The 17,316-nt window shown below is 73.1% G+C and carries 14 protein-coding genes; 11 read left to right on the top strand and 3 right to left on the bottom strand.

The window, feature by feature from the left end; all coding sequences use genetic code 11:
• Positions 1-428 precede the first annotated feature (428 nt).
• Positions 429-1,022, top strand: coding sequence for a TetR/AcrR family transcriptional regulator (locus DY218_RS16715; protein ID WP_128556842.1), 594 nt, complete (start codon positions 429-431; stop codon positions 1,020-1,022).
• Positions 1,019-1,876 (top strand): alpha/beta fold hydrolase, encoded by an 858-nt coding sequence (locus tag DY218_RS16710; protein ID WP_128556841.1) that lies wholly within the window; start codon positions 1,019-1,021, stop codon positions 1,874-1,876. The genes DY218_RS16715 and DY218_RS16710 overlap by 4 nt, the downstream gene beginning before the upstream one ends.
• A 354-nt stretch (positions 1,877-2,230) precedes the next feature.
• Here the strand turns inward: DY218_RS16710 and DY218_RS16705 are convergent, their stop codons facing one another.
• A complete protein-coding gene (locus DY218_RS16705; protein WP_128556840.1) occupies positions 2,231-2,560 on the bottom strand; it encodes an L-rhamnose mutarotase in 330 nt (109 codons plus the stop codon).
• A gap of 216 nt (positions 2,561-2,776) precedes the next feature.
• Here DY218_RS16705 and rhaI point away from each other — a divergent pair, with 216 nt between their 5' ends.
• From rhaI to DY218_RS16665, 8 genes are all read left to right on the top strand, one after another.
• Positions 2,777-3,937 carry an L-rhamnose isomerase gene (rhaI, locus tag DY218_RS16700; protein WP_128556839.1) on the top strand — a complete coding sequence of 387 codons (1,161 nt, stop codon included), beginning with the start codon at positions 2,777-2,779 and terminating at the stop codon, positions 3,935-3,937.
• A 108-nt stretch (positions 3,938-4,045) separates the two neighbouring features.
• Positions 4,046-6,100 carry a bifunctional aldolase/short-chain dehydrogenase gene (locus DY218_RS16695; RefSeq protein ID WP_128556838.1) on the top strand — a complete coding sequence of 685 codons (2,055 nt, stop codon included), beginning with the start codon at positions 4,046-4,048 and terminating at the stop codon, positions 6,098-6,100.
• A gap of 149 nt (positions 6,101-6,249) precedes the next feature.
• Positions 6,250-7,698 (top strand): rhamnulokinase, encoded by a 1,449-nt coding sequence (locus DY218_RS16690; protein WP_128556849.1) that lies wholly within the window; start codon positions 6,250-6,252, stop codon positions 7,696-7,698.
• A gap of 100 nt (positions 7,699-7,798) precedes the next feature.
• Positions 7,799-8,827, top strand: coding sequence for a LacI family DNA-binding transcriptional regulator (locus DY218_RS16685; protein ID WP_128556837.1), 1,029 nt, complete (start codon positions 7,799-7,801; stop codon positions 8,825-8,827).
• Between the two features lie 58 nt (positions 8,828-8,885).
• The gene (locus DY218_RS16680; protein WP_233521644.1) at positions 8,886-9,197 is read left to right on the top strand and encodes a hypothetical protein; all 312 of its coding nucleotides are present in this window, start codon (positions 8,886-8,888) and stop codon (positions 9,195-9,197) included.
• Positions 9,198-9,362: 165 nt separating this feature from the next.
• Entirely contained in the window at positions 9,363-11,267 is a 1,905-nt protein-coding gene (locus DY218_RS16675; RefSeq protein WP_128556836.1) for a serine/threonine-protein kinase, read from the top strand.
• Between the two features lie 193 nt (positions 11,268-11,460).
• Entirely contained in the window at positions 11,461-12,066 is a 606-nt protein-coding gene (locus DY218_RS16670; protein ID WP_128556835.1) for a hypothetical protein, read from the top strand.
• A gap of 280 nt (positions 12,067-12,346) precedes the next feature.
• Positions 12,347-12,895 (top strand): class F sortase, encoded by a 549-nt coding sequence (locus DY218_RS16665; protein WP_199566757.1) that lies wholly within the window; start codon positions 12,347-12,349, stop codon positions 12,893-12,895.
• Between the two features lie 9 nt (positions 12,896-12,904).
• On the opposite strand, the gene DY218_RS16660 is transcribed toward DY218_RS16665, so the two are convergent.
• Positions 12,905-14,686: an FAD-dependent oxidoreductase gene (locus DY218_RS16660; RefSeq protein ID WP_128556833.1), complete on the bottom strand. Its 1,782-nt coding sequence runs from the start codon at positions 14,684-14,686 to the stop codon at positions 12,905-12,907.
• A complete protein-coding gene (locus DY218_RS16655) occupies positions 14,679-16,616 on the bottom strand; it encodes an AMP-dependent synthetase/ligase (RefSeq protein WP_128556832.1) in 1,938 nt (645 codons plus the stop codon). The genes DY218_RS16660 and DY218_RS16655 overlap by 8 nt, the downstream gene beginning before the upstream one ends.
• Positions 16,617-16,841: 225 nt before the next feature.
• On the opposite strand from DY218_RS16655, the gene DY218_RS16650 reads away from it, so the two are divergent.
• A complete protein-coding gene (locus DY218_RS16650; protein ID WP_233521642.1) occupies positions 16,842-17,306 on the top strand; it encodes a helix-turn-helix transcriptional regulator in 465 nt (154 codons plus the stop codon).
• Positions 17,307-17,316 lie beyond the last annotated feature (10 nt).

The raw sequence follows: 17,316 nt of genomic DNA, 5'->3' as shown, positions 1-17,316 counted from the left end.
CGGCCCGCCGCCGCCCGACCCGCCGCCGCCCGACTGCGGTGCGGCCGCCGCGGCCGGGGCGAGGACCGCGGTGACGGCCACGGCGGTCGCGGCCAGTTGGACGACGGTCCTGCGGCGAGGCCGGGCGCCGTACGGGACGTTCCGGACAACCTCTGGGGCCATGGACACTCCTCGGTCGCGTGACGGCATGCGCGGCGCCGCCTTCGGCGGGACCCCCGCGCGGATCGATGGCACGAGCGCTCAGAGCGAACGCGAGCCGCCGGACGGTAGTCCATACCCGCGGTGACGACAAGGAGTCGCCCCGCCCAACTCCCGTACTCCATCAGGTCCTTGACCGCCCTCCCGCACCATTCTGTTTGCGAACCTAGGGCCATTAGGTTATACCTAGAGTTGCTAGGAAAAGGTGGGACCGACAGGACGGGCAGGGCATGCCACGCGCAGGGCTGACCGCACACCGGGTGACGCTCGCCGGTGCCGAGCTGGCCGACGAGGCCGGGCTCGACCAGGTGACCATGTCGCGCCTCGCCAGGCGTCTCGGCGTGAAGGACGCCAGCCTCTACTCGCACGTGCGAGGCCTCGAGGACCTGCGCGGGCGCATCGCCCTGCTGGCCGCCGACGAGAAGACCCTGCGCATCGCGGAGGCGACCGCCGGACTCGCGGGCAGGGACGCGCTGTTCGCGTACGCCGACGCCTGGCGGGAGTACGCTCACCGGCACCCGGGCCGCTATCTGGCGACCCAGACCCCGATCCGGATCGACCCGGAACTCGCCGCGGACGCACCCGGACCACGGCGCGCGGTCGAGCTCACCTACGGCATGTTGCGCGGCTACGGCCTCGCGGAGCCCGATCTGACCGACGCGGTACGGCTGTTGCGCAGCACGTTCCACGGATTCGTGGCCCTGGAGGCCGCGGGCGGATTCGCGCACGCGCGCCCCGCGCAGGACTCCTGGGTCCGCGCCCTCGACGCCCTGCACACCCTCCTGGAGCACTGGCCCCCGGCCCGAGAAGGAGACTCGCCATGACCGCCCCGACCATCCACAGCCTGCGCGTGGACGGCGCGACCCTGCATCACGAAGTGCGCGGCAGCGGACCGCTGTTGCTGCTCATCCCCGGCGGCGCGGGCGACTCCGCCTCCTACGACGGGATCGCGGACGACCTCGCCACCGAGTACACGGTCGCGACGTACGACCCGCGCGGCCTGTCCCGCAGCCCGCTGGACGACCCGGCGGCCGAGCAGACGGTCGCCCGGCACGCGGAGGACGCATACGCGCTCCTGCAGTCCCTCGCCCCCGGCGAGAGGGCCCGGGTCTTCGGGGCCAGCTCGGGCGCGATCACCGCCCTCGAACTGCTCAGCTCCCGCCCCGAGTGCATCGAGCGGCTCGTCGCGCACGAACCGCCCGTGGTGGAGGTCCTGCCCGATGCGGCGGACCACCGCGCCCTGATCGCCCGTGTCCAGGAGACGCTCCGCGCCGAGGGCCTGATGCCGGCGATGGCCGTCTTCGCCGCGGGCCTGACCGAGCAGCCCGCCGACGACTCCGGCGATCCGGCCCAGGAACCCGATCTCGAACTCCCGCCCGAGGCGGCCGCGCGCGCCGAGCGGACGATGGCCAATCTGCCGTACTTCGTCGGACGCATCGTGCCCGCCTTCATGTCGTACGCCCCCGACATACGGCGCCTCGACGAGCTGTCGGACCGACTGGTGCTCGCCGCGGGCCGGGAATCACGCGGCGAACTCCCCCACCGCCCGGCGGCCTTCCTCGCCGACCGCCTCGGCACGGAGCTCCTCCACTTCCCCGGCGGCCACACGGGCCTGACCACCCACCCCGCCGAGTACGCGGAGCTCCTCCACAAGGCACTGGCCTCGGGCCGGGCCTGACTCCGGGGTCACTCGCCCGGTTCGGCCGGGCAGGAGCGATCCGCAGCCGGACGCTTCCCGGTCACCAGAAAGTCCACCGTGGCGTCTTCGACACAGCGGGGTGCCCGGGTCGCGCTCGTTCTGGATCATGAGCACGTTCGGCGGGCCGCTGCCCTTGATCCGCACCGGGATCCGCACCGGCTCCTCCCTCCCCTTGCGCGACCAGAACGCGTGAAGGCGCACACCGGAAGGCTCTTCGCCGAACTGGAGGGCGGCGACCGGCTCCGGATCGCACTCCTGGTCCGCGACGCGGAGCAGGCCGCCGCCAGGCCGCCGCCCCGGATTCCGCCCCGCACCGGGGAGGCACGGGCGGTCTCAAGCCAGATGGAACACCTCCGTCAGCGGCCGCATGGCCGCATCCGGTCCCGCACCGTCGAGCGCCTCGAAGTACTCCGCCATCTCCCGCTGCCAGCGCGCATTGACCTCGGTCGCCGCCATGGCCGCACGGGCCTCCTCGAAGGACGTGCCGTCCGGCGGCTCCAGATAGCCGACGAGCAGTCCGTCCTCGCGCAGGAACAGCGAGTAGTTGCGCCACCCCGCAGCGGTCAGCGCAGCCAGCATCTCGGGCCAGACGGCCTCGTGCCGGGCCCGGTACTCGTCGACGCGGTCAGCCCGGACCTTCAGGAGGAAACAGACACGTTGCATGCAGCGCTCACCGCCATGAAAGGTTTCAAGTGGGGAGCAACGGAAGCTAGACGCGCACACCCGGCGCCGTCAACGGGGCGGCGCACACGATTCCAGGGGATCACCGTGCGTACCGGCGAGCAGAGCTCGTCGACCGGGCGAACCCGCACTCTTGACAGGTCAGTTGGGGTCCCCTAGCTTCCATGGATGAAACGATTCAGTTGGGAGTGCTGATTCATGACCGCCGTATCCGCCGTGCAGTCCGCCCTCACGTCCCAGACCATCGAGACCCCGTCGTGGGCGTACGGCAACTCCGGCACCCGCTTCAAGGTGTTCGCACAGGCCGGCGTGCCCCGTACGCCCGAGGAGAAGCTGCAGGACGCCGCGCGCGTGCACCTGCACACCGGAGTCGCGCCGACCGTCGCGCTGCACATCCCGTGGGACCGCGTGGACGACTACGCGGCGCTCGCCGAGCATGCGCGCGGGCTCGGCGTCGGGATCGGCACCATCAACTCGAACGTCTTCCAGGACGACGACTACAAGCTCGGCTCGGTCACCAATCCCGATCCGGCCGTGCGCCGCAAGGCGGTGCGGCATCTGCTCGACTGCGTCGACATCATGGACGCCACCGGGTCGCGCGACCTCAAGCTGTGGTTCTCGGACGGCACCAACTACCCGGGCCAGGACGACCTTTCGGCCCGCCAGGGCAGGCTCGCCGAGGCGCTCGCCGAGGTCTATGCACGGCTCGGCGACGACCAGCGGATGCTGCTCGAGTACAAGCTCTTCGAGCCCGCCTTCTACGCCACCGATGTGCCCGACTGGGGCACCGCGTACGCGCACTGCCTCAAGCTCGGACCGAAGGCGCAGGTCGTGGTGGACACCGGGCACCACGCACCGGGCACCAACATCGAGTTCATCGTGGCGCTGCTGCTTCGCGAGCGCAGGCTCGGCGGCTTCGACTTCAACTCCCGCTTCTACGCCGACGACGACCTGATGGCCGGCGCCGCCGACCCGTTCCAGCTGTTCCGGATCATGTACGAGGTGATCCGCGGCGGCGGGCTCACCGCCGACACGGCGTTCATGCTCGACCAGTGCCACAACATCGAGCCCAAGATCCCGGCGATCATCCGCTCGGTGATGAATGTCCAGGAGGCCACCGCCAAGGCGCTCCTCGTCGACGCGGACGCGCTGGCCGCGGCGCAGCGCGAGGGTGACGTGCTCGGCGCCAACGCGGTCCTGATGGACGCCTTCAACACCGATGTGCGCCCGCTGGTCGCCGAGGCGCGCAGCTCGATCGGCGCCGACGCGGACCCCCTGGCCGCGTACCGCGCCTCCGGCTGGGCCGAGCGCATCGTCAAGGACCGGGTGGGCGGTGAGCAGGCCGGCTGGGGGGCCTGAGCCACGCCCCCTGCCCCTGCCCCGGCCTGTCGTCGTACCCGTACAGCGGACCCGATCCCCACCGGCCAGATCCCCACCGACCTGATCCCCACCGACCTGAGGGACACCATGACCGACTCCCCGGACGGCCTCCACCCCGAGGCCGCGCAGCTGCTCGACCGTTCGCACCGGCTCGGCTCCGATCCGCGCAACACCAACTACGCGGGCGGCAACACCTCCGCGAAGGGCACCGCCGACGACCCGGTCACCGGCGACCCGGTGGACCTGATGTGGGTCAAGGGGTCGGGCGGCGACCTCGGCACCCTGACGGCGGGCGGCCTCGCCGCGCTGCGCCTCGACCGGCTGCGCGCCCTGACCGGGGTGTATCCGGGCGAGGAGCGCGAGGACGAGATGGTCGCCGCGTTCGACTTCTGTCTGCACGGCAAGGGCGGCGCCGCACCGTCCATCGACACCGCGATGCACGGTCTGGTCGATGCGCCCCATGTCGACCATCTGCACCCGGACTCGGGGATCGCGCTGGCCTGCGCCGCCGACGGCGAGAAGCTGACCGCCGAGTGCTTCGGCGAGAAGGTGGTGTGGGTGCCGTGGCGGCGGCCCGGATTCCAGCTCGGTCTGGACATCGCGGCGGTCAAGGAGGCGCATCCGGAGGCGATCGGCTGTGTGCTCGGCGGGCACGGCATCACCGCCTGGGGCGAGACCAGCGAGGCCTGCGAACGCAATTCGCTGCACATCATCCGGACCGCGGAGGCCTTCCTCGCGGTGCGGGGTGCGGCCGAGCCGTTCGGTCCGGTCATCGAGGGGTACGAGCCGCTGCCCGAGGCCGAACGCCGTGCCCGTGCCGCCGAGTTGGCGCCGGTGGTACGTGGTCTGGCGGCCACCGACCGGCCGCAGGTCGGGCACTTCACCGACTCCGACGTCGTCCTCGACTTCGTCTCGCGCGCCGAGCACCCGAGGCTCGCGGCGCTCGGCACCTCCTGCCCGGACCACTTCCTGCGCACCAAGGTCCGCCCGCTGGTCCTCGACCTGCCGCCGACCGCCCCGGTCGAGCAGGTGGTGGCGCGCCTCAAGGAGCTGCACGCGGACTACCGCGAGGACTACCGGGCGTACTACGAGCGGCATGCGGGCCCCGATTCGCCGGCCCTGCGCGGCGCGGACCCGGCGATCGTGCTCGTACCGGGCGTCGGCATGTTCAGCTTCGGCAAGGACAAGCAGACGGCCCGGGTGGCGGGCGAGTTCTACGTCAACGCGATCAATGTGATGCGCGGCGCGGAGGCCGTGTCCTCGTACTCCCCCATCGAGGAGTCGGAGAAGTTCCGCATCGAGTACTGGGAGTTGGAGGAGGCCAAGCTGCGCCGGATGCCGGCTCCGAAGCCGCTCGCGGCGCGGGTGGCGCTGGTGACCGGGGCCGGTTCGGGCATCGGGCGGGCGATCGCGGGGCGGCTCGCGGCCGAGGGTGCCTGTGTGGTCGTCGCCGATCTGGACGCGGACTCGGCGGGGCGGGTGGCCGAGGAACTGGGCGGCCCCGACCGGGCGTTGGCGGTCACCGTGGACGTCACCTCCGAGGAGCAGATCGCGGAGGCGTTCCGGGCCGCGGCGCTCGCCTTCGGCGGCGTGGACCTGGTGGTGAACAACGCGGGCATCTCGGTGTCCAAGCCGCTGCTCGAGACCTCGGCACGGGACTGGGACCTGCAGCACTCGATCATGGCCCGCGGCTCCTTCCTGGTGTCCCGGGAGGCGGCGCGGATCATGGGCGAGCAGGGCCTCGGCGGCGACATCGTGTACATCGCGTCCAAGAACGCGGTGTTCGCGGGGCCCAACAACATCGCCTACTCGGCGACCAAGGCCGACCAGGCGCATCAAGTGCGGCTCCTCGCGGCCGAGTTGGGCGAGCAGGGGATCCGGGTGAACGGCGTCAATCCGGATGGTGTGGTGCGCGGTTCGGGGATCTTCGCGGGCGGCTGGGGTGCGCAGCGAGCCGCCGTGTACGGGGTGGAGGAGTCGAAGCTCGGCGAGTTCTACGCCCAGCGCACCCTGCTCAAGCGGGAGGTGCTGCCGGAGCATGTGGCGAATGCGGTGTTCGCCCTGACGGCCGGCGATCTCAGTCATACGACGGGGCTGCTGATCCCGGTGGACGCGGGGGTGGCGGCGGCGTTCCTGCGGTGAGCCGCGGGGGCCCGTCCCCGCCCCGGCCAAGTTGATCGACTCCCGTCCCCTGCAGGCCTTTTCGCGAGGTGTCCGTGACCGTGCACTCCCCTTCCGCCGCTCCCCTTCCGTTCGCCGCCGTGGACCTCGGCGCCTCCAGCGGCCGGGTGATGGTCGGACGCGTACGGGGCGGACGGGGCGGGGGCGGCCGGGGCGACGGCGTACTGGAGCTGACCGAGGCGCACCGTTTCGCGAACCGGCCGGTCCGTACGAACGGCACCCTGCACTGGGACGTGCTCGCCCTGTACCGGGGTGTTCTGGACGGCCTGCGCCGGGCGGGTGAGCTGGCCGGCCGGCCGCCCGCGAGCGTCGGCATCGACTCGTGGGCCGTCGACTACGGGCTGCTCGATGCCACCGGGGCGCTGCTCGGCAATCCGGTGCACTACCGGGACTCCCGTACGGACGGGGTCGCCGAGCGGGTCGCCGGGGTACTTCCTCGGGCGGAGCTGTATGCGGCGACGGGTCTGCAGGAGCTGCCGTTCAACACGGTGTACCAACTGACCGCCGCCCAGGGCGGTCCCGCGCTCGAGGCGGCGCGGCGGCTGCTCCTGGTCCCCGACCTGTTCGCGTACTGGCTGACCGGCGTGGCGGGCACGGAGCTCACCAACGCCTCCACCACCCAGCTGATCGACCCTCGCACCCGCGACTGGTCGCGGCCGGTCGCGGAGCGGCTTGGGATCGACCTCGGTCTGTTCGCTCCGCTGCGCGGGCCGGGCGATCCGGCCGGTGAGCTGCTGCCCGAGGTGCTGGCGGAGACGGGGCTCGAGGGTCCGGTGCCGGTCACCGCGGTCGGGTCGCACGACACCGCGTCGGCCGTGGTGGCGGTCCCTGCGTCCGGCCCCCGTTTCGCGTACATCGCCACCGGCACCTGGTCCCTGGCCGGTATGGAACTGGACGCGCCGGTGCTGACCGAGGACAGCAGGCGCGCCAATTTCACCAACGAGCTGGGGGTCGACGGGACGGTCCGCTTCCTGCGCAATGTGATGGGCCTGTGGCTGCTGCAGGAGTGCCTGCGCGACTGGGAGGCCGCGGGGCATCCGCAGGATCTCGGTCAACTCCTGGACGAGGCAGCGAAGTTGCCGCTGCTGCGGCAGGTGGTGGACGCGGGCGATCCGGAGTTCCTGGCGCCCGGCAGGATGCCGGAGCGGATCGCCGCGGCCTGCCGCCGCACGGGACAGCCCGCGCCGGAGACACCCGCCGAGTACACCCGCTGTGTGGTCGACTCGCTCGCGCTGGCACACCGGCGGGCCGTCGACGACGCGCGGCGGCTCTCCGGTCGTGACGTGGACGTGGTGCACATCGTCGGCGGCGGGGCGCAGAACGCCTTGCTGTGCCGGATGACCGCCGAGGCCTGCGGACTGCCCGTGGTGGCGGGCCCTGCGGAGGCCGCGGCGCTCGGGAACGTCCTGGTCCAGGCCCGGGCGGCCGGCGCGGTACAGGGCGAACTCCCGCAGCTGCGGGGCCTGTTGCGCAGCACCCAGCCACTCGTACGGTACGACCCGTCCGGCGACCTCGGCCCCTGGGCCCGGGCGGCGGCACGACTGCGTCCGCCCGCCTGACCCGCGGCACCCGCCCCCGTCCCGCACGGCGCACGGCCTAGGATGGCCCGCCGGGCCCCGGACCGCACCGGGGGCCGGGCAGGAAGGCGGGACGGGTCGCGTGGCGCAAGCGGTGAGCATCAAGGAAGTGGCTCGGCTCGCAGGAGTGTCCGTGGGCACGGTCTCCAATGTGCTCAACCGGCCGGAGAAGGTCGCCGAGGAGACCCGGGACCGGGTCAGGGCGGTGATCGAGCGGATCGGTTTCGTCCGCAGCGAGTCCGCGCGGCAGCTGCGGGCCGGCAGCAGCCGGATGCTCGCCATGCTGGTGCTCGACATGGCCAACCCCTTCTTCGCCGCTGTCGCCAAGGGCGCGGAGGCCGCCGCCCGGGAGGCCGGGCTCGGCGTGATGCTCGGCAACAGCGCGGGCAGCACCGCCGAGGAGGACTACTACCTGTCGCTCTTCGCCGAGCAGCGGGTCCGCGGCGTCCTGGTCACCCCGGCCGACACCACGGGCCGCGGCCTCGGCGACATCGAGCGGCGCAGCATCCCGTATGTGCATGTGGACCGGGAGGTGCCGGCGGCGGAGGGCTGCTCGGTGTCCGTGGACGACGTGATGGGTGGCACCCTCGCGGTGCGGCACCTGCTGGACGCGGGCCACCGCAGGGTGACGTACATCAGCGGTCCGATGCGGCTGCCGCAGTGCCGCGACCGGCACGCCGGTGCGCTGGCCGCGCTGCGCGAGGCCGGACTGCCCGATGACGCACTGCATCTGGTGGAGTCGGCACGGCTCGACGTGGCCTCCGGTATCGACGCGGGCGCCCGGCTTCTCGGCCTTCCGGAGCGTCCGACGGCAGTGTTCTGCGCCAACGACCTGCTCGCGCTCGGCGTGCTGCAGGCGATGTACGCGGCGGGCGTGCGGGTGCCACGGGACCTTGCGATCGTCGGCTACGACGACATCGAGTTCGCGGCGGCCGCGGTGGTGCCGCTGACCTCGGTGCGGCGGCCGGCCCAGCGGATGGGCCGGGCGGCGGCCGAGCTGCTGATCGAGGAGACCGCCGAGGACGCGGACGACCACCGGCACCGTTCCGTCGTCCTGCAGCCCGAGCTGGTGGTCCGCGGCTCGACCCTGCGGACCTCGCAGAGCGGCTGAACCTGGTCGCGCCGCCACCACCGACGCCCTTTCCCGTAAGCCTGATTGCGAGCCAGAGATGATCGTCCGGGACCTCTACAACGTCCGTGTGCAGCCCGCCGAGCCGGTCGTGACGCCGCTCACCGACGAGGAGGAGCAGCGGGTGCGCAGCACGCTGTTCCACGAACTCGGCCGTGAGGTCGCCGAGCGGGGCTGGGCCCGATTCCCCGCGTACACGACCGAGGAGCGCCGGCGTCTGGTGGACGTCGCCCGGCGGCTCACCGACCACTGGGGACAGCAGGTGGCGGTGGAAGCGGAGGACGAGGGCCGCATCCGGCTGTTCCTGACCGGGAACGCGGCACTGCCGGCGCAGGCCGCACCGCGCGACTGAACCGTCCCGCCCCCTCAACTCCCGCTCCCTGCACCTCCTCCACCTCGCCCCCACGCTTTCCGCATCAAACAGACGCCCGCCCTCAGCCGCCTCGTGACCTTCGTGACGGAGAGTGGGCCGGAGCGTGTGCACGGGGCGAGCAGTGACAGAACGAGGGGGAACGGGATGACCGCGGCGGCTGAGGGCGACGGGGACGGCACCGGGACCGCCGCCGGCGGGGCGATCGGCGGCTACCGGTTGTTGCGGAAGCTGGGTTCGGGCGGGATGGGGGACGTGCATCTGGCCCGTTCGCCGGGCGGCCGCACCGTGGCCGTCAAGGTCATCAAGGCCGAACTGGCCGCGCAGCCCGAGTTCCGGGAGCGGTTCCGGCAGGAGGTCGCCGCGGCCAGTCGGGTCGGCGAACGCTGGACGGCACCCGTGCTCGACGCGGACACCGAGGCCGAGACACCCTGGGTGGCCACGGGTTATGTGGCCGGTCCGTCGCTCGACGCGGTGGTCTCGCCCTCGGGGCACGGGCCGCTGCCGGAGATCTCGGTGCGCACGCTCGCGTACGGTCTGGCCGGCGCGCTGCTCGACATCCATGGCGCGGGGCTCGTCCACCGCGATCTGAAGCCGTCCAACGTCCTGGTCACCATCGACGGCCCCCGAGTGATCGACTTCGGTATCGCGCGGGCCCTGGACGCGGTGCCCGAGTCCACCCTGACCCGCACCGGGATGGTGGTCGGTTCGCCGAGCTTCATGTCGCCCGAGCAGGTCAAGGGTGAGCAACTCGGCCCGGCCGGCGATGTGTTCTGCATGGGCGCGGTGCTGGCCTTCGCGGCGACCGGGCGGACGCCGTTCGGCGGGGGCGGGGCCGGCGGGCTGCATGCGGTGATGTACCGGATCGCCGAGGAGGAGCCCGATCTGGGCGGGATCGGGGAGCCGGTGCGGGGCCTGATCGCCCGCTGTCTCGCCAAGGATCCGGCGGACCGGCCGCGGCCCGAGGAGATCGTCCAGGAGGTGCAGCCGGTGGCCACGGCCACCTCGTCTCCGCCCTGGCTTCCGGCCCGTCTGATCGCCGAACTGGGGCGCAGCGCGGTGAAGTTGCTCGACACGGACACGCCGCCGCATGCGACCCCGGCCTCCACGGAGCCGGCCGCCCCGCCCGCGGCAGCACCGGGCGCCGCCACCCCGCCGCTCGGCTCCGAGGCCGGTACGACGGTGCTGCCGCAGCTCGGCCGGCCGGACCCCGGGTACGACAGCGGCTCCGCGTACCCGGAGCCCCCGCGGCGCCGCGGCCGGCTGCTCAAGGTCACCGCGGTGGCGGCCGCCGTGGTCGCCGCCGCGGTGCTCGGCACGGCGGCCGCCGGGCTCGGCCCGTTCGCCGACGACACGAAGGAGACCGGTCCCGCCTCCGACGTGCCCGCCGAACTGGTCGGCACCTGGGCGGGCGAGGTAGAGCGCGACGGGCAGCCCACCGGCCAGTACCGCCGATTCGTCATCTCCAAGGGGCAGTTGGGCGAGGTCGTCGCCACCAGCATCAGCCTCGGCCGGACGTACGCCTGCACCAGCGACGGCACGCTGGCCGGGAAGGGCGGCGAGGCGGGCACCCGCTCGGTACGGCTCGACACCAAGGTCGTCCGCAGTGTCCCGGACGACAAGTGCTCGGCGCTCGGCGAGCACACCCTCGCGCCCGGCGACGGCGGCACCCTCCGGTGGAGCGCGGCCGGCCGGACCGCCCAGCTGCACCGCGTCGACAAGCCCGAACGGCTCCCCGACGGGGTACTCGGCAAGTGGCAGCGGCCGCTGCCCGGTGGCGGCACCCAGCGGATGACGGTGCGGCAGAAGGCGGTCGGCAGCCCGGCGGCGCAGCTGGTGTCGGACGGCGGGGCGATGCACTGCGAGGCGGGCATGGACCTGGTCTCGGCTGGTGGCGAGGACGGTCCGATCCGGGTCGCGCCGCCGGCCGTGGACCGCACCGCGTCCTCGGGCGACTGCGCCACCGGCGACTCCTCGACGCTGCGGGCGGAGGGCGGCAAGCTGCTGCGGGAGTTCCCGGACGGGAAGGTGCTCGCGTACACACGGGCCTGACCGCCGGCCCCTTTCGGCAGGGGTGCCCGACACCGCCATCCGGCGGATCGTGTCACCCCGACAGGCACCCCGGAGCCCTCACGGGGTGCGCGGCGCGCGTGCAGCGCTTTGGCTCGACAGCACGGAGCACGGGTCCTTCCCGTTCGGGCGGCGCCACTGTGGTGCCGCCACCCGGGCTCCGTGGAGGGTGTTCATGCGCACCATACGAATATCCGGGCGTACCGCCCCGAGGCGTGGCCTGGTCCTCGCCGCAGTCCCCACCGTCCTGGCCACCCCGCTCGCCCTGCTGCTCGCGGCAAGCCCCGCCCGGGCCGATCCCGGCATCGAGGTCTCGTCCGATGCCGGCACCGTGCGGGTCTCCACCACCGACTGCCCGACCGGCGGCACCGCGGCCCTGATGGGCGGCGGCAACGCCACGTTCGCGGGCGGCAAGCAGGAGGCACTCGGCGACGGCTCGCCCCGGACCGCCACCTGGACGTCGGTCGCCGCCGGCACCTACACGGTCGCGGTGATCTGCTCCGACGGCGGCGCCGCCGGCTCGCAGCGGGTGACGGTCAGCGGCTCCGCCACCTCCCCGTCCCCCACGCCCACCCCGACGGCCACCAGCTCACCGACCAGCAGCCCGACGCCCGTACCGACCGCACCCACCGCACCGACCGGCCAGGTCATGGGTGGTCTCGGCGGCGCGGACCGGGACGCCACCGCGCAGATCGCCGGCGGTGCCGCACTCGCCCTGACCACCGGGGCGGCCGGCACCTGGCTGATCCTCCGCCGGCGCCGCCGGGACTCCTCCTCCTGACCACTCCGCGCGCCGCCCCGGTCCGCACGCGGAGCCCGGGGCGGCCACCGCGCGGTGCGCGCCCCGCCCATCCCGACCGACCGGCATCCCGACCGGCATCCCAGCGGAGGTGAGCGCGTGCGCTCCTCAGATCAGGCTCCCCGCATCAAGGCCCCGTTGGCCGGCATCACGGCGCTCGGCATTCTCGTCGGCTCCTGGCTGATGACCGAGGGCGTACGNCCGCATCAAGGCCCCGTTGGCCGGCATCACGGCGCTCGGCATTCTCGTCGGCTCCTGGCTGATGACCGAGGGCGTACGGGCACAGGACGGCCCGCCGCGGCCGGCCGCGGCGCAGGCCGGCGAGCAGCGGGCCGGCACGGCGAAGCCGATGGCGCCCGCCCGGCCGCTGCGCATCCGGATCCCCAGCATCCAGGTGGACGCGCCGATGACCGGGCTCGGCCTTGCGCCGGACGGCCGGCTCGATGTGCCGCCGCCCGACCGTCCGGAGTCCGCGGGCTGGTTCGCGGGCGGCACGACGCCCGGCGCCCGCGGCACCGCGGTCACCGTCGGACACCTGGACTCGGCCACCGGGCCCGCGGTGTTCTTCCGGCTCGGCGCCCTGCAGCGCGGCGACACCATCGAGGTGGACCGCGACGACGGCAGCACCGCAGTCTTCACCGTCGAGGCGGTCGAACTGCACGACGGCGACACCTTCCCCGACGAGAAGGTCTACGGCCAGGCCCGCCGCCCCGAGCTCCGCGTCATCACCTGCGGCGGCACGTACTCGCGCGCCGAGGGCACGTACTCGGGGAACACGGTGGTGTACGCGGGGCTCACGGCGAGCACTTAGGGCCTGTCTTCAACTGCCGTCGCGGCCGGGCGGGGCGCCCCGCAGCTCGCCGTACGCCCCCGCCGGCACCACGGGCGCGACCGGCGCGACCGGCGGCAGGCGTGCGTACGGGGCGCCCTGCTCGGGCCGCGGGTCCCGGTCGCCCTTGTTGGGCCACAGGGACATCGCGCGCTCGGCCTGTGCGGTGATCGTCAGGGAGGGGTTGACCCCGAGGTTCGCGGACACCGCGGAGCCGTCGACGACCGAGATCCCGGGGTGCCCCCAGAGCCGGTGGTACGGGTCGACCACACCGTCCTCGGGGGTGGCACCGATCGGGCAGCCGCCGAGGAAGTGGGCGGTGAGGGGTCGCCCGAGCAGCTCGCCGAGGTTGGTGCCCGCGAGCCCGCCGATCCGGTCGGCGATCAGGCCCGCGGCCCGCCAACCCTCCGGTATGTGCACCGGGTTGGGGCTGCCGTGCCCCTGGTCGGCGGTGAGCCGGCCGCGCCGGCCGAGCCGGGTGGTCAGCGAGTTGTCGTGAGTCTGCATCACCAGGCCGATGATGGTCCGCTCGGACCACCGGTGGGTGGTGACGGTACGGGCGACCACCAGCGGGTGCCGGGCGAAGGCGAGCACGGCGGCCACCGGTTTCGGTATCCGCTGCGAGTACTGCGGTACGCACAGCAGCGCCATCAGGTTGGAGCCCTTGCCGTAGCGGACGTTCTCGATGTGGGTGGTGGCGTCCGGGTGGATGGACGAGGTGATGGCGACACCGCGGGTGAAGTCGGGGCTGCCGCTGCCGCCGCTGCGGCGGTAGGCGCGCGGGGTGGTCAGAGCGCCCACCAGGGCCTCGGAGTTGGTGCGGGTCAGCTCGCCGAGCCGGTCGCTGAGCCGGGGCAGTACTCCGCGCTTGCGCAGGGTGTGCAGCAGGGTCTGGGTGCCGTAGGTGCCGGCCGCGAGGACGACGTGCCGGGCACGCAGCACCCGCCGGCCGCGGCGCCCGCGGCCGGTGCGGGTGACGGTCACCTCGTGTCCGCCGCCGGCCGCCTCGCGCACCTCGGTGACCGTGGTGCGCGGGTGGACGACCGCGCCGGCCCGTTCGGCCAGGTAGAGGTAGTTCTCGGTGAGGGTGTTCTTGGCGCCCACCCGGCAGCCCGTCATGCACGATCCGCACTGCGTGCAGGCCCTGCGGGCCGGGCCGACGCCGCCGAAGTACGGGTCGGCGGCCTCGGCACCGGGCTCGGCCCGGCTCTCTCCCCCGGCGTCCGCACCGTCACCGAAGAAGACCCCGACCGGGGTGAGCCGGAAGGTGTCCGGCACCCCCATCTCCCCCGCGGTGGCCCGCAGATGCTCGTCGGCCTCGGTGACCGTCGGGTTCTGCCGTACGCCGAGCATGCGCAGCGCCTGGTCGTAGTGCGGGGCGAGTTCGTCCTGCCAGTCGGTGACGGCGGACCACTGGCGGTCCTGGAAGAAGGCGGGCGGCGGTACGTAGAGCGTGTTGGCGTAGTTCAGGGAGCCGCCGCCGACTCCGGCGCCGGCCAGGACCATGACGTTGCGCAGCAGGTGGATGCGCTGGATGCCGTGCAGTCCGAGGCGTGGCGCCCACAGGTAGTCGCGCAGGGACCAGGAGGTGCGCGGCAGGGTGTCGCGGGTGAAGCGGCGGCCGGCCTCCAGGACACCGACCCGGTAGCCCTTCTCGGTGAGTCTGAGGGCGGTGACCGAGCCGCCGAATCCGGAGCCGACGACGAGCACGTCGTAGTCGAGGTCCGTGTTCCCGTCGCCCTCCGTACCGGCGGTCCTCGGGGCGTCAGCCACGGTAGATGCCCTCGATCTCGGCGGCGTAGGCGTCGGCGACCGCTCGCCGCTTGATCTTCAGAGACGGGGTGAGCAGGCCGTTGTCCTCGGTGAACTCGCCCTCGACGAGGGTGAAGGAGCGGATGGATTCGGCGCGCGAGACCGCCTGGTTCGCGTAGTCGACGGCCTTCTGCACGTCCGCGGTCATCTCCGGGTCGCGGATCACCTCGGACATCGGGGTGTCCGCGGGGCGTTTGCGTACGGCCAGCCAGTGCGCGACCGCGTCGGGTTCGAGCGTGACGACGGCCGCGATGTAGGGGCGGTTGTCCCCGACGACCATGCACTGGCCGACCGGCGGGCGGCTGCGCAGCCGGTCCTCGAGGACGGCGGGCGAGACGTTCTTGCCGCCGCTGGTGACCAGGATGTCCTTCTTGCGCCCGGTGATCGTCAGATAGCCCTCGTCGTCGAACGCCCCGAGGTCGCCGGTGGCGAACCAGCCGTCCCGCAGGACCTGCCCGGTGGCCTCCGGATTGCCCCAGTACGAGCCGAAGACGATGCCGCCCTTGATCAGCACCTCCCCGTCGTCGGCGATCCGCACGGCCGTGCCCGGCACCGGCAGGCCCACGGTGCCGGGGCGCGGCCTGAGCGGTGGGGTGATGGTGGCCGCGGCGGTGGTCTCGGTGAGCCCGTAGCCCTCGTAGACGACGATGCCGGCGGCGTAGAAGAACAGGCTGAGGCGGGCGTCGAGCGGGGAGCCGCCGCTGATGGCATAACTGAGGCGGCCGCCGAGCTCCTTGCGGACGCGGCGGTAGACGAGCAGGTCGTACAGCGCCCAGGCGAGGCTGAGGCCGATCGACGGACCGGGGCCGCGGCCGAGGAACTTGTCCAGGTGTGCCTGCCCGAAGCGCACCGCGATCCGGTCGGCCCGCTCGAAGGAGGCGCCGCGGCCGAGCTTCTCGGCGGTGGCGCGCCCGGTGTCGTGGATCCGCTCGAAGAGGTACGGCACCCCGACCACGAACGTCGGCCGGAACGACCGGAGTTCGGGCCGCAGCTCGTCCGGTTTGATGCTCGGGCAGTGGCCGAGCTCGATCCGCGCCAGCATGCAGGCGATCTGCAGGGTGCGGCCGAGGATGTGGGCCAGCGGCAGGAACAGCAGCGTGGACGCGATCTGCTCGGTGACCTCCTTGAAGATGGGGTGGAGCAGCTCGACGGTGTTGGCGGCCTCGGCGTGCAGATTGGCGTGGGTGAGCACGCAGCCCTTGGGCCGGCCGGTGGTCCCGGAGGTGTAGCAGAGGGTCGCGACGGTGTCCGGGGTGAGGGCGGTGCGGCGCTTGGTGACCTCCTCGTCGGACACCTCACGGCCGAGCGAGACCAGCTCGGGTATCGCGCCGGAGTCCAGCTCGAGGATCCGCGGGGGTGCGGCGAGGCCGGCCGTGGCGGCGGTCGCGGTCGCGGTGTTCTCGGCGGTCTCCGTGATCATCAACTGTGCACCGGAGTCCTCGGCGATCCAGCTGATCTGGTCGGCCGACGAGGTGGCGTACACGGGGACGCTCTGACCTCCGGCGGCCCAGATCGCGAAGTCGAGTACGGCCCATTCGTAGCGGGTGCGGGACATCAGGGCGACCCGGCCGCCCGGCTCCAGGCCGGCCGCGATCAGGCCCTTGGCGGCGGCGGTCACCTCGCGCGCGAAGGTCTCGGCGGTGACGGGGCGCCAGCCGCCGTGCTCGGCCTGGTCGCCGGTCGGGTCCTTGCGGTGCAGGACGACCGCGGCCGGGGCCTCGGCCGCGTTGGCGTACGGGATGTCCGCGACGGTGCCCGCCGTGGGCCGCTCCACCAGGCTCGCGGTGCGCACCTCGCGCACCCGGCCGTCCTCCCGTACGAGCTCGGTCCGCACCCGCGACGCCAGGTCGCCGCGCTGCTTCGCCCGTTTCAGATCCTTGCGTACGCCCATGGTCGGCTCCGTTGTCGGCCTGTGTCCGTCGCCCGCGACGCCGGTGGCTTCCGTGCTGCGCGGTGTTCCCGAGTGCTGTACGGCGGTGTTCCCAAGTTCTTTACGCAGAAGTCAACTTACTCATGCGTAAGGAGAAATCAATGGGGCGGACGACAGTTCGCGAAGATCCCGGCCGGGACGCCCGCGGACCCCGCCGCGGTCGGTGGGCTGTGCGATCGTGGACGGGTGAATCTGGACGATCTGGTCCTGCTGCGGCGGGCCCGCGACCGCATGGACCGCGAGTACGCACAGCCGCTCGACGTGCCCGCGCTCGCCAAGGGCGCACTGATGTCGCCCGGCCACTTCTCGCGCAGTTTCCGCGCGGCGTACGGGGAGACTCCGTACAGCTATCTGATGACGCGGCGTATCGAGCGGGCCAAGGCACTCCTCCGGCGGGGCGATCTGTCGGTCACCGAGGTGTGCTTCGAGGTGGGCTGTACGTCGCTCGGGTCCTTCAGCTCCCGCTTCACCGAACTGGTCGGCGAGAGCCCGAGCACGTACCGGGCCCGTGACCACCAGTACGGCGAGGCGGTGCCGCCGTGCGTCGCGAAGTACGCCACGCGGCCGGTCAGGAACGGGCCGGCGGCAAAGGGACCCGGCGGCGACGTACCGGTCAGGAACGGAGAAGCGAAGCGGGGGCGTCGGCCGTAGCGTGAAGCGC

It is taken from the genome of Streptomyces triticagri (assembly GCF_003429565.1).
Lineage (GTDB): Bacteria > Actinomycetota > Actinomycetes > Streptomycetales > Streptomycetaceae > Streptomyces > Streptomyces triticagri.
Note: the sequence above shows the minus strand (reverse complement) of the source record. Positions and strands in the feature narration are given on the sequence as shown.